The organism is Caenispirillum salinarum, from assembly GCF_044803115.1.
In the GTDB taxonomy this organism is placed as follows: Bacteria; Pseudomonadota; Alphaproteobacteria; order Rhodospirillales; family Rhodospirillaceae; genus Caenispirillum; species Caenispirillum salinarum_A.
Genome location: NZ_CP085224.1, coordinates 796,664 through 808,736 on the forward strand (window position 1 = coordinate 796,664; position 12,073 = coordinate 808,736).

Annotated in this window: 10 protein-coding genes; 7 read left to right on the forward strand and 3 right to left on the reverse strand. The window is 70.1% G+C overall.

Annotation, left to right across the window (positions count from 1 at the left end; all coding sequences use genetic code 11):
- Positions 1–110 precede the first annotated feature (110 nt).
- Both LG334_RS03705 and LG334_RS03710 read right to left on the reverse strand, forming a co-directional pair.
- A complete protein-coding gene (locus LG334_RS03705; RefSeq protein WP_404383407.1) occupies positions 111–947 on the reverse strand; it encodes a hypothetical protein in 837 nt (278 codons plus the stop codon).
- A gap of 60 nt (positions 948–1,007) precedes the next feature.
- Positions 1,008–2,723 (reverse strand): hypothetical protein, encoded by a 1,716-nt coding sequence (locus LG334_RS03710; protein ID WP_404383409.1) that lies wholly within the window; start codon positions 2,721–2,723, stop codon positions 1,008–1,010.
- Positions 2,724–2,825: 102 nt separating this feature from the next.
- Here LG334_RS03710 and LG334_RS03715 point away from each other — a divergent pair, with 102 nt between their 5' ends.
- Together LG334_RS03715 and LG334_RS03720 are read left to right on the forward strand one after the other, a co-directional pair.
- A complete protein-coding gene (locus tag LG334_RS03715) occupies positions 2,826–3,683 on the forward strand; it encodes a competence/damage-inducible protein A (RefSeq protein WP_404383411.1) in 858 nt (285 codons plus the stop codon).
- Between the two features lie 99 nt (positions 3,684–3,782).
- Entirely contained in the window at positions 3,783–4,031 is a 249-nt protein-coding gene (locus LG334_RS03720; protein ID WP_404383413.1) for a hypothetical protein, read from the forward strand.
- A gap of 43 nt (positions 4,032–4,074) precedes the next feature.
- Here the strand turns inward: LG334_RS03720 and LG334_RS03725 are convergent, their stop codons facing one another.
- Complete coding sequence (locus tag LG334_RS03725) at positions 4,075–5,163, reverse strand: alpha/beta hydrolase (RefSeq protein ID WP_404383415.1); 1,089 nt, start codon at positions 5,161–5,163, stop codon at positions 4,075–4,077.
- Positions 5,164–5,407: 244 nt separating this feature from the next.
- Between LG334_RS03725 and LG334_RS03730 the strand changes: the two genes are divergently transcribed.
- The 5 genes from LG334_RS03730 to infC all read left to right on the forward strand — a co-directional run bounded on the left by LG334_RS03730 (position 5,408) and on the right by infC (position 12,032).
- Positions 5,408–6,904, forward strand: coding sequence for an FAD-dependent oxidoreductase (locus LG334_RS03730; protein ID WP_404383417.1), 1,497 nt, complete (start codon positions 5,408–5,410; stop codon positions 6,902–6,904).
- A gap of 75 nt (positions 6,905–6,979) precedes the next feature.
- A complete protein-coding gene (locus LG334_RS03735; protein ID WP_404383419.1) occupies positions 6,980–7,159 on the forward strand; it encodes a hypothetical protein in 180 nt (59 codons plus the stop codon).
- A gap of 30 nt (positions 7,160–7,189) precedes the next feature.
- On the forward strand, positions 7,190–9,028 hold the full coding sequence (locus tag LG334_RS03740; protein WP_404383421.1) for an ABC transporter ATP-binding protein: 1,839 nt from the start codon (positions 7,190–7,192) through the stop codon (positions 9,026–9,028).
- Positions 9,029–9,385: 357 nt separating this feature from the next.
- Positions 9,386–11,326: a threonine--tRNA ligase gene (gene thrS / locus LG334_RS03745; protein ID WP_404383423.1), complete on the forward strand. Its 1,941-nt coding sequence runs from the start codon at positions 9,386–9,388 to the stop codon at positions 11,324–11,326.
- 184 nt (positions 11,327–11,510) lie between these two features.
- Entirely contained in the window at positions 11,511–12,032 is a 522-nt protein-coding gene (gene infC / locus LG334_RS03750) for a translation initiation factor IF-3 (RefSeq protein WP_404383425.1), read from the forward strand.
- Positions 12,033–12,073: the final 41 nt, after the last annotated feature.

The window sequence follows — 12,073 nt, forward strand, 5'->3', positions numbered from 1 at the left end:
GCATCATATCAATCCCGCCAAAGATTTCATGGCTATCGACGGCCTATATGCCCAAGGGGTGGGTATCCGCGCGTGTAGACCCATAAGGTGCGGGAAAAATGGGTCTTTCGTTACCTCAGTCGGACGTAGGCTTCCCCGAAGGCCGTAGCGCCGAGCGCCATGATCGTGAAGGAAATGGCAAGGTCGACGAACAGCACGAGGCTGAACGGCAGGCCCAGGCCCACGGCGAAGGCCTCGATGATGGCGCCGAACACAAGCACCGGAACGTGCACCAGCGCCATCAGGCCCAGGAGGCGCAGGCTGTTGCCCTTGGTGATCTCCCAGGCGCGGGCGAAGCTGACGGGCTCCTCGGCGGCGATGGCGGGAAAGACGAAGCTCAGCCGCAAGGACGCCAGGATCAGCAGGATGAACATGCCCACGGCCAGAAGCATGGGCACGGGGGAAACCTGCGTGCCCGAGATCTCTCCGGTGGCGAACGGCACCGCGATGGCGCCCGAGATGACCAGCGGCACCACCAGCACCAGGCCGATGACCACCATCCACAGCAGGAACCGGCCCTCCAGCCGCGTGAAGGCCAGGGGGAAGCGGCCGGCGACGGCGCCGGGGCCGAGCACGACGAGCCGGTACCAGCCCACCAGAAACGGCAGCGACATGGCGAAGTAGGCCAGTGACAAAAGAAGGGCGGGGCCGCCCGGCCCCGCGGGATCGCCGCCGTTGCCGTTGCCGTTGCCGTTGGCGTCCGGTCCGGTGCCGCCGCCCTCGGCGCCCGGCGGCGGGGTCGGGGCCGGCAGGTCGCCGCCGCCCGAGGGCGCGCCGGTCAGATACTCGATGATGCCCACGATCAGCACCACGGCAAGCGGCAGCGATGCGCGGTCGACCAGCGTCCGCCGCTGCCGCCACAGGAAATGATAGGCCTCGGCGGCGACTTCCACGACGGGCAGCTTCATGCGGTCCTCGGTTGGAAAAATGAAAGGATGGTGGGACGATACAGGCGTCGGCGCAGCTTGTCAGCGCCCGCTGTCTCCTTCCACATCGGCATCGGCGGGTGCCACGTCCACCCCCGCCGCGTCCAGGGCCGCCACCGCCCCGGCCGCGTGCAGCAGGGCGCGGGCGGCGCTCCAGCGGTTGCGGATGGCGAGCGCGCCGTCCACCGCAGCGCGTGCCGCGGCGCCGGCGCCGGCGCCGGCGGCGGGGTCGGCTCCGACAAGGGCCTGGGCGCGGTCCGCCCAGACGCGCACCCGCGCCACGCGATCGATCATGGCTTCCAGGCGTGCCTGTGCGGCGCGCGCAGCCTCTGCCCGGACGGCACCATCGGCGGCGGGATGTCGGGTGATGCGGTCGAGCACCGCCACGGCCAGGGTGTCGGTCTCGACGCGCCGGGCCGCCGCCAGCGCCTGCGCCGGCCGGTCGAGCGCCAGCCACGCCTCGGCCACATGGGTCAAGGCGAAGGCGCGGGCGAAGGGCAGGGGAATGTCCTTCGCCATGGCTTGGGCGCGTTCCAGCAGGTCCGGCCGGTGCAGGACAGCCGCGGCGCCGGCCAGGGCGACGGCCCGGTAGCGTGCCTCGTCGATGGCTTGCGTCGCCGCGACCGCCGCGTCGGCGTCGCCCTCTGCCGCATGTGCCGCCGCCAGTTCAACCGCCACCGCCCGCCGTGCCGCGGGTACGGCTTCGGCAGGGAGCGCGCGCAGCAACGGCGCCACGGCCGCGGCGCCGCCCACGGTGGCCCAGGCGGAGACCAGGGCTTCCGGCGGACCCGGCGCCCGGCCCAGAAGCGCCCCGGCCCGGGCAGCATCGCCCTGTGAATGCGCCGCCAGGGCCAGGGCTGCCAGCACCGCCCGGCGATCGTCCTGTCCCGGCACGGCGGGCAGCAGGGTTTCGGCGTGTGCCGCCAGCGCGCTGGCGGCGGACGGGTCCGTGGCGGCGAGAAGGCGCGCGGCCTCGGCGGCGGCGCGGGCGGCCACGGGCGGGTAGCTCTCCAGCGCCGCGACCGCCGCGTGCGCCAGGTCCGTCCGGCCAGCCGCGGCGGCTTCCTCGGCAACGGCCGACAGGGTGGTGAAGACGGTGCGCGGATCATCGGCCAGCCGCAGGGCCGGCCAGGCGTCGTCCAGCCTGCCCGAGCGCGCCACCCGGGCCCGGGCGATGCGGCTGAGGCCCCAGTTGCGCAGTTCCGCATCCATCACCGCCCGCACCGCGCGCCGGGCCGCGTCCAGAAGGCAGGTGGTCGAGGGGGAGGCTTGGCAGGAGTCCAGGGCGGCGTCGGCCTTCGGGCCTGCCTCCGTCACGTCGTCCTCCGGCCGGGGACGCAGGGCGGCACTCAGAAGCGGAGAGGCGGCGACGGCGGCATGGGCGGCGGCTTCCTCGCGGGCGCGGGCGTCCTCAAGCTGGCGCGCCGTGCGCCGGGCCTCCGCCCGGCTGCGCAGGGCCGACAGAAGGTCGTCGTCGACGGGCGTCAGTGTTTCGGGCGGCAGGCCGAGGATTCCGCGCGCACGCCGGACCGCCTGTCCGAAGACGGCGGAGGCGCGGCCATCGCTGGCGCCGTCCCACAAGCCCAGTTCCGCCATCAGCGCCTGGGCCTCGGCCAGCCGTGCGTCCGGCGCGACCAGCTCCCCGGCGGTCCGGCTCGATGCCGTGGGCTCGGGCACGGCGGCGGCCGCGCGCGGCGGCATGACGGCGGCACAGAAGACCTGTAGAGTGGCGAGCACGACGACGGCGGCGCGGCGCATGGCGGGCGGTGTGTCCTTCCTGCGAATCGCCCGACCATAGCAGCCCCGCCGCCGCCGCCGAAGGATCGCGTTACCCCCATCGTCCGCACGCCAGGAGTTTCCATGACCGACGCCACCTCCGCCAGCCCCACCGCGCCCGCCGATCCGTCCACCGGCCGAGACGGCGCCGTGGTCACTGCCGCGCTGCTGGTGATCGGCAACGAGGTTCTGTCGGGCCGCACGCGCGACGCCAACGTCCAGGCCTTCGCCAAGACGCTCGGGGCCCGCGGCGTGCGGCTGAAGGAGGTGCGCATGGTGGCCGACGACAAGGCGGCCATCATCGACGCCGTCAACGCCCTGCGCGCGGCCAACGACTATGTCTTCACCACCGGCGGCATCGGCCCGACGCACGACGACATCACCACCGACTGCGTTGCAGAGGCCTTCGGGCGGAAGGTGGAACTGAACGCCGAGGCCGAGCGCCGCCTGCGCCACCACTACGGGTCGGAGACCATCAACGACGCCCGCCTGCGCATGGCGCGCATCCCGGAAGGGGCGGACCTGGTGGACAACCCGGTCAGCCACGCGCCGGGCTTCCGGCTGGGGAACGTGTTCGTCATGGCCGGCGTGCCGCGCATCGCCCAGGCCATGCTGGACACGGTGAAGGACGGGCTGCGCGGCGGCGCCCCCGTTCACAGCCGCGCCGTCACCGCCTATATCCGGGAAGGCGACATCGCCGAGCCGCTGGGCGCCATCCAGGATCGCTTCCCGGCGGTGGAAATCGGCAGCTATCCCTTCGTGCGCGGGGAGCGCCTGGGCACCTCGGTCGTCGCCCGCTGCACCGACGCCACCCTTGCCGAGGCCGTGGTGGCGGAAGTGGCGAACGCCATGCGCGCCGCCGGGGCGGAGCCAAACGACGCGGAAGGCTTCGATCCGCAGAGCGGCGCGGTGGCGGCCTTCCACGACGGCGACGAAAGCTGAGGCCGACGGCGACCGGCAAATCGCAATGACGAAGGACGCGCGGGCGGCCTAGGCTGCCGGTGCCATCAGCCACCGTCGGGACCGACGAGGACGCATCCCATGCCCCTGAAACCCCATGAACGCCACGTGCTCGACTTCCTGCTCAAGCACCTGCTCTACGGCACCTTCGGCGGGTTCCTGTTCGGCGGCCTGGTCCTTGCGACGGACCTGGGCGGCATCCGGACGCTCGCCTGGAACAGCGACAACACAGTCCTCTACATGATCCTGCTGTTCTTCGGGCTGTTCGTCACCTTCGGCTCGGTGGGCATGGGCATCGGGATCATGAGCCTGGGCGAAGACAAGAACTGAACGCCCGCGCCCGCGCCGCGCTCTCCGGCAGGGGGCGCGGGCGTCATGCCAGTTCAAGCTGGTCGCGCCGCAGGCGTGGTTCGTCGCGGGTGGCGGGGCCGGCGCCGCCGGGCATGATCCGCCACGCCCGTTCGTTGGGCGCGCGCCTGCGCCACGCCATGTCCTCGGCCCGCACGCCGGCCAGCACGGCACGGACGTCGGTCACCACTTCGTCCCGCAGGCGGTAGTACTGGTGCCGGCCGTGGGTGAGCCGGGTCCAGTCCACCTCCGAGCAGTCCACCAGCTTTACCTTGCGCGGCAGTCCGGTCAGCACCCGCGGACCGGTGGTGCCCAGGCGGTCGACATTGCCCTTGGTCACGTCGCTGATGGTCAGCGCCCGGTCGTTCTCGCTGTAGTACACCAGCACCTGCCGGCAGATTTCCGGCAGCAGGCCCAGCTTGGTGTCGTGCTCGAAGGCGTCCTCGTCCTCGTCGGCTGCCATGAGGAAGACCGTGTCCAGCAGGCGCGGCAGCGGCGCCCCCTCCAGTTCCTTGCGCACCGACCGCAGGGCATGACGCAGGGCGTAGTTGCCCATGCTGTGGGCCACCAGGTGGATGCGCTGGTTGCAGAAGCCGTCCGGCGGCTGTCCCGTCTGCTCCGGCAGTGCCATGAGATAGCGGCGGAGCTTGAGGAAGGCGCGGGCCATGGCGACGCCCGACATGCTGGCGTCGATCCGGTCGCGGCCGTAGGCCTGGAATTCCGTCGTGCCGTCGGACGGCCAGGAAAACACGAACATGTTGAGCGGCTTGCCGTCGAAGGCGTACTTGTCCTGCAGTTCCCCGGCCCGCTCCAGTGCCGTCTTGAAGCCGCAGGCGTAGCCGTGGATGAGGCACAGGGTGTCGGTGCAGCCCTCCCGCATGGCCTTGCGCAACTGGTCGAACACGGCGGTGCTGCCCAGTCGATTGGTCTGCGCGCTTTCCGGCTCCACCCGATAGCCCTGGCAGTCGTACGTGCCGTCGGGCTTGCGGACCACGTCGGCCGATCCGAAGCGGATGAACTCCGGTCCGTCGTGGTGGAACCGTGCGCCGAAGGTGATGGTGCCGTCCGGACCGGTGGTGTAGCTGCGGTTGGTGGCGAAGTGGACGGTAGCCATGGGACGGCTCCTTCGCGGGGACGGCGTGGGACGGAGCGGCGCGGCGCTTCAGACCAGGGGCGGCTGCAGGCCCAGCTGTCAGGATATTCGAAAGACCGGCCCGGCCAAGGCGCCCTTCGTGCTTGCTCCGGATGGGTGGCCTTCCGCCTTTCGGCCGTTTCCACGGCGGTTGCCGCCGAACCCGGGGGGTGTGGCCGGCATTGCCTTTGCACCGATGGCAAACCCAAGGTCGGAGGTCCGCGCCATGTCTTCCCCCGTCGCCGACAGCTGCTGGAACGCCGCCAGCCAGCCGGCGCCCTTTCCGCCGCTCGACCGTGACCTGGAGGTCGACGTCTGCATCGTCGGCGGCGGCATGGCCGGCATCACGGCCGCCGCGCTGCTGCGTCGCCGGGGCAGAAGCGTCGCGGTGCTGGAGGCGCGGCAGATCGGCGCCCAGGTCACCGGGCGGTCCAACGCCAAGATCACCGCCCTGCACGGGCTGATCTACGACCAGATGATCTGCGCCTACGGCCGCGACGACGCTCAGGCTTACGCCGACGCCCAGCGCGCAGCCATGGACCGCATCGCCGCCTTCGTCCGCGAGCGCGAGATCGCCTGCGGGTACGAGACGGTACCCGCGGTCACCTTCACCCGCGATCCCGCCCGCGCCGCCGAGTTCGAGGCCGAGGCCGAGGCCGCACGGTCGCTGGGCTTCTCCGCCGCGCACGTCGACGCCGCCGGCGACCTGCCCTACGACATCGCCGCCGGCGTGCGCTTCAACGACCAGGCACAGTTCAACCCCGTCCCCTACCTGCGCAGCCTGGCCGAGGAGGCCGGCTCCAACGGCGGACACGTCCACCAGGAGACCCGGGTCACCGGCATCGACGAGGGGGACCCGTGCGTGGTGCGGACCGCCGCCGGCCACACGGTGCGGGCGGCGGATGTCATCATCGCCACCAACCTGCCCATCGTGGACCCCGGCCATTTCCATCACAAGGCCAGCCCGCGCGGCCATGCGGTCGTCGCCGTGCCCGTCCCGGCGGACAAGGCGCCCGAGGCCATGTACCTGTGCGTCGATGCGCCCACCCACAGCCTGCGGTCGGCGTCGTGGGAGGACGGGCAGCGGTTGCTCATCTGCGTCGGCGAGAGCCTTCCCGTCGGGAAGGTCCGCGACACCAAGGCCGTCTTTCAGGGGCTGGAGGCCTTCGTCCGCGACACCTTCGGCACCCGGCCCATCCAGTACCGCTGGATGAACGAGGATTTCGACGCCCAGGACCGCATCCCCTTCGTCGGCCCGGCCGGTCCCGACAGCGGGCACCTGTGGACGGCCACGGGATTTTCCTCGTGGGGCATCACCCACGGCACGGTGGCGGGCATGATCCTGGCCGACCGGCTGACCGGCGCCGAAAACCCCTTCGCCGCGCTCTATGACAGCCTGCGGGAGCCCCGCGCATGGCCGGGCGGCGCCCACCCGCCCATGCGCGAGGCCGAGGATTTCCCGAAGCCCGACACGCCGGAGGACCTGACGTCCGGGCAGGGCGCGGTGTTCACCATCAACGGCGAGGATGTGGCCGTCCACCGCGACGCGGGCGGCGTCTTGCGCGCCGTCTCCGCCACTTGCACGCACAAGGGCTGCCCGGTCACCTGGAACAATGGCGAGCGCACCTGGGACTGCTCCTGCCACGGCTCCATCTTCGCCGCCGACGGCACGGTGATCCACGGCCCCGCCATGGTGGGCCTCGACCCGCGGGAGGTGAAATGAACCGGCGGGCGCCGGCCTCGCCTGTGCGGCTGGGGAGGCCTGTCTTGGGCGGCGCAGCCGGGCATCGACCCGGGCGTGATCGCCGGCCACAATGAATACGGCGACCGTGACAGCGAGACGGTCGCCGTCCACATGAACGCCGTCCATGCCTTCGCCTTGTCGTCCCCGGCGCTGGCCGCGCTGCCGGGGCCTGTCATGATCGGGCGGATCGTCGTCCTGTCGCGGGCGTTGATCCGCCGGGCGCGGCAGGCGTAAAGCCTATATGAGAGGAGCCCGGCGCCCATCATGCACGCCTTTTTCGAACGCCTGTTCCGCGGGCTGGACTACACCGACGTGACGCGCCCGCCATCGCAGGTGGCCGCCTTCTACCGGCACTTCCTGCGGCCGGTGAAGGGCCTGCTGATCCTGACGCTGGTGGTCGCCGGGCTGGCCTCGCTGGCGGAATTGGCGCTGTTCGCCTTCCTGGGCGTGCTGGTGGACTGGGCCAGCGAGACGCCGCCCGCGGACTTCCTGGCGCAATACGGATGGGCCCTGGCGGGCATGGCTTTCGTGGCGGCGGTGCTGCGGCCGCTGCTGGTGCTGGTGCAGCGCGGGCTCATCAACCTGACCCTCGTGCCGGCGCTGACCGACGACATCCGCTGGAACAACTACCGCTGGGTGGTGCGGCAGAGCCTGTCCTTCTTCCAGAACGACTTCGCCGGGCGCATCGCCCAGAAGGTCATGCAGACCGGCCCGGCGGTGCGCGAGTCGGTGGTGAATGTCATCGACGGCGTGTGGTTCCTGGTGACCTTCCTGCTGGGCACGATCGGCCTGTTCGCCGCCATGGACCCGTGGCTGCTGGTGCCCGTGGGGGTGTGGACGCTGGCCTACGGCTGGGTGGTCTGGCGCATGGTGCCGCCGGTGCGCAAGAAGTCCGCCGACCTGTCGGAAGCCACCTCGGCGCTGTCGGGGCGGGTCGTCGACAGCTACTCCAACATCCTGTCGGTCAAGCTGTTCGCCCATGCCGAGCGCGAGGAGGCCTTCGCCCACGCCGGCATGACGCGCCACCTGGACGCCTTTCGCGTGATGATGCGCGCCATCTTCGACATGACGGTGACGCTGACCGTGCTCAACGGCCTCCTTCTGGTGGCGACGGTGGGGCTGACCATCCACCTGTGGCTTGTCGGCGGCGTCTCGGCCGGGGCCATCGCGGTGACGACGGGGCTCATCATCCGCCTGACCCAGATGTCGGGATGGATCCTGCGCACCATCACCGCCCTGTTCGAGAACATCGGCACGGTGCAGAACGGCATGGAGACCATCGCCCGGCCGCACGGCGTGACGGACCGGCCCGACGCCCGCGACCTGCGCGTGACGCAGGGCGCCATCGACTTCGACCACGTCACCTTCCACTACGGCAAGGAAGGCGGCGTGATCGAGGACCTGTCCCTGCACATCCGGCCGGGAGAGAAGGTGGGGCTTGTGGGCGTTTCGGGCGCCGGCAAGTCGACACTGGTGAGCCTGCTGCTGCGGTTCCATGACCTGGAGGGCGGCCGCATCCTCATTGACGGCCAGGATATCGCCGGCGTGACGCAGGACTCCTTGCGCGCCCGCATCGGCATGGTGAGCCAGGACACGGCCCTGTTGCACCGGTCCATCGCCGACAACATCCGCTACGGCCGCCCCGAGGCGGGGTTCGAGGACGTGGTGGCGGCCGCCAGGCTGGCGCGGGCGGACGATTTCGTCCACGACCTGCGCGACCCGCACGGCCGGAAAGGGTACGACGTGCAGGTGGGCGAACGGGGGGTGAAGCTGTCGGGCGGGCAGCGCCAGCGCATCGCCATCGCCCGCGTGATCCTCAAGAACGCCCCGATCCTGGTGCTGGACGAAGCCACCTCAGCCCTGGATTCCGAGGTGGAGGCGGCGATCCAGGAGCAGCTATCGTCGCTCATGGAAGGCAAGACGGTCATCGCCATCGCCCACCGCCTGTCCACCATCGCGTCGCTGGACCGCCTGGTGATCATGGACCAGGGGCGGATCGTGGAGGACGGCCGCCACCAGGAGTTGATCGCTCGGGGCGGGCTGTACGCGCGCCTGTGGGAGCGGCAGTCGGGCGGGTTCCTGGGCGACGCGGTGCCCGGCTGACGCGCCGGCGCGCCCGGGCTGGACAGGGCCGGGGGCGCGCACTAGAGTTCAGCCTGTCATTCGCGTTTTTCTGCCGCAGAGGCGTTCACCCGTGCCCTTCGCGATCCGCAGCCTGGTCAGCCAGAACCACCGCCCCGGTCTTGCCGGTGGCGGGGTGGCCACGCGAACTATGGGCGCGGGTGCGGTCGCCGCGGCCTGAGCCTCGCCTTCGCCGGCACGCCGCCGGCCGACCCTCCCGCAGACAGACCTCCGACGACGGAGTCGCCGCCGCCCCCTGGCCGTCCCGGTCTTGCGGGTTGATCCTTGCGGGATTCCCTGTAGATTTCCAGCCTCCACACGAGGAAAAGAGTAAGCGCCATGGTCGCCATTTCCCTGCCCGACGGCAGTGTCCGCAATTACGATGGTCCGGTCACGGGTCTGCAGGTCGCCGAGGACATCGGCCCCGGCCTCGCCAAGGCCGCGCTGGCCTGCAAGGTCGACGGAGCCCTGTGGGACCTCACCCGTCCCATCGAGCGCGACGCGGCGCTGGCCATCGTCACCGCCAAGGACCCGGAAGGGCTGGACCTGATCCGCCACGACGCCGCTCACGTCATGGCGGAAGCGGTGCAGGAGCTGTATCCCAACACGCAGGTGACCATCGGGCCGGCGATCGAGAACGGCTACTATTACGACTTCGCCCGCGACGAACCCTTCACGCCCGACGATCTGGAAAAGATCGAGAAGCGCATGCAGGAGATCGTCGCCCGCGACGAGAAGATCGTGCGCGAGGTGTGGGACCGCGACGACGCCATCGCCTATTTCGATAACCTGGGCGAGCACTACAAGGCCGAGATCATCCGCGACCTGCCCGAGGGCGAGGAGGTCACCGTCTACCGCCAGGGCAACTGGCTCGACCTCTGCCGCGGGCCGCACCTGCCGTCCACCGGCAAGCTGCCCAAGGCCTTCAAGGTCATGAAGCTGGCCGGCGCCTACTGGCGCGGCGATGCCCGCAACGAGATGCTCCAGCGCATCTACGGCACCGCCTGGGCCAACGACAAGCAGCTCAAAGAATACCTGACCATGCTGGAGGAGGCGGAAAAGCGCGACCACCGCCGCCTCGGCCGCGAACTGGACCTGTTCCACATGCAGGAAGAGGCGCAAGGCTCGGTGTTCTGGCATCCGGCCGGCTGGACGCTCTACCGCAAGCTTCAGCAGTACATGCGCGACCGGCTGGAGACGGCCGGCTACGTGGAGGTCAACACGCCGCAGCTGGTCGACCGCGTGCTGTGGGAGCGCTCAGGCCACTGGGACAAGTTCCGCGAGAACATGTTCACGGCCCAGACCGAGGACGAGCGCACGCTGGCCATCAAACCCATGAACTGTCCGTGCCACGTGCAGATCTTCAACCAGGGCATCAAGTCCTACCGCGACCTGCCGCTGCGCATGGCCGAGTTCGGCGCGTGCAGCCGCTACGAGCCCTCGGGCGCGCTGCACGGGCTGATGCGCGTGCGCGCCTTCACCCAGGACGACGCGCACATCTTCTGCACGGAAGACCAGATCACCTCGGAGACGCAGGCGTTCTGTACGCTCTTGCAGGAGGTCTACGCCGACCTGGGATTCACCGACGTGCGCGTGAAGTTCTCCGACCGGCCCGAGGTGCGCGCCGGCTCGGACGAAACCTGGGACAAGGCCGAATCGGCGCTCAAGGAAGCGACCGAGGCCGCCGGCCTGGAGTGGACGCTCAACCCCGGCGAGGGCGCCTTCTACGGCCCGAAGCTGGAGTTCGTGCTGCGCGACGCCATCGGCCGCGACTGGCAATGCGGCACGCTGCAGGTGGACTTCGTGCTGCCCGAGCGCCTGGATGCCGAGTACGTGGGCGAGGACGGCGGCCGCCACCGGCCGGTGATGCTCCACCGCGCCATCCTGGGCAGCTTCGAGCGGTTCATCGGCATTCTCATCGAAAACTACGCCGGCAAGTTCCCGCTGTGGCTGGCGCCGACCCAGGCCGTCATCGCCACCATCACGCAGGACGGCGACGACTACGCCCGCCAGGTGCTCCACACCCTGAAAAGCGCCGGTTTCCGGGCGGAACTGGACCTGCGGAACGAAAAGATCAACTACAAGGTCCGCGAGCACAGCTTGCGCAAGGTGCCCTTCATCATCGCCATCGGCAAACGCGAGGCCGAGGAAGGCACCGTGGCCGTGCGCCGGCTGGGCTCGAAGGGGCAGGAAGTCCTTGCGCTGAAGGACTTCGTTGCTACACTGAGTGCCGAAGCGGCGATGCCGGGCCGGCCGGCGTTGCAGCCGGCGGCCGAGTAGGCCGTTTCATCCGAACCGGGCACGTGCCCGACCCGACCGCCACGGGCATCCCCGGGCTGGAAACTTTCCGGCCCGCCGGGTGTCCGTCCCGGTTTCCGGGTCGCGGTGGGGAGCCGCGCACGGCACGCGCCCTTGAGGTTTTTTGATTAGAGACACGGGAGACTGTTTCATAGCTAGACCGCCGATGATGGCGCCGCCGTCCAAGGAAGGACCGCGCGTCAACGATGCGATCAACGTGCAGCAAGTCCGCCTGATCGACGCCGATGGCGAACAGGTGGGCGTCGTGCATATCCGCGAGGCGCTGGAGATGGCAGAGGAAGCGGGGATGGACCTCGTGGAAATCTCGCCCAACGCCGATCCGCCCGTCTGCAAGATTCTGGACTACGGCAAGTTCAAGTTCGAGTCCCAGAAAAAGAAGGCGGAAGCGCGGAAGAAGCAGAAGGTCGTCGAGGTCAAGGAGGTCAAGCTCCGGCCCAACATCGACGAGAACGACTACCAGGTGAAGATGCGCAACGTGAAGCGGTTCCTGGAAGCGGGCGACAAGGTGAAATGCACCCTGCGCTTCCGTGGTCGCGAAATGGCGCACCAGGACCTGGGCATGAAGGTTCTCATGCGGGTGCGCGACGACTTCGAGGAAATGGCGAAGGTCGAGCAGCACCCCAAGATGGAAGGCCGCCAGATGGTCATGGTGATGGCCCCGCGCTGATGCGCGTGCGGTCGCGCCTGTGGCGGGCGAAAACCGGCGCG

Coding starts and splice junctions, on each gene's coding strand:
- LG334_RS03705 (WP_404383407.1), bottom strand. CDS start 947: ATGAAGCTGCCCGTCGTGGAAGTCGCCGCCGAGGCCTATCATTTCCTG.
- LG334_RS03710 (WP_404383409.1), bottom strand. CDS start 2,723: ATGCGCCGCGCCGCCGTCGTCGTGCTCGCCACTCTACAGGTCTTCTGT.
- LG334_RS03715 (WP_404383411.1), top strand. CDS start 2,826: ATGACCGACGCCACCTCCGCCAGCCCCACCGCGCCCGCCGATCCGTCC.
- LG334_RS03720 (WP_404383413.1), top strand. CDS start 3,783: ATGCCCCTGAAACCCCATGAACGCCACGTGCTCGACTTCCTGCTCAAG.
- LG334_RS03725 (WP_404383415.1), bottom strand. CDS start 5,163: ATGGCTACCGTCCACTTCGCCACCAACCGCAGCTACACCACCGGTCCG.
- LG334_RS03730 (WP_404383417.1), top strand. CDS start 5,408: ATGTCTTCCCCCGTCGCCGACAGCTGCTGGAACGCCGCCAGCCAGCCG.
- LG334_RS03740 (WP_404383421.1), top strand. CDS start 7,190: ATGCACGCCTTTTTCGAACGCCTGTTCCGCGGGCTGGACTACACCGAC.
- thrS (WP_404383423.1), top strand. CDS start 9,386: ATGGTCGCCATTTCCCTGCCCGACGGCAGTGTCCGCAATTACGATGGT.
- infC (WP_404383425.1), top strand. CDS start 11,511: ATGATGGCGCCGCCGTCCAAGGAAGGACCGCGCGTCAACGATGCGATC.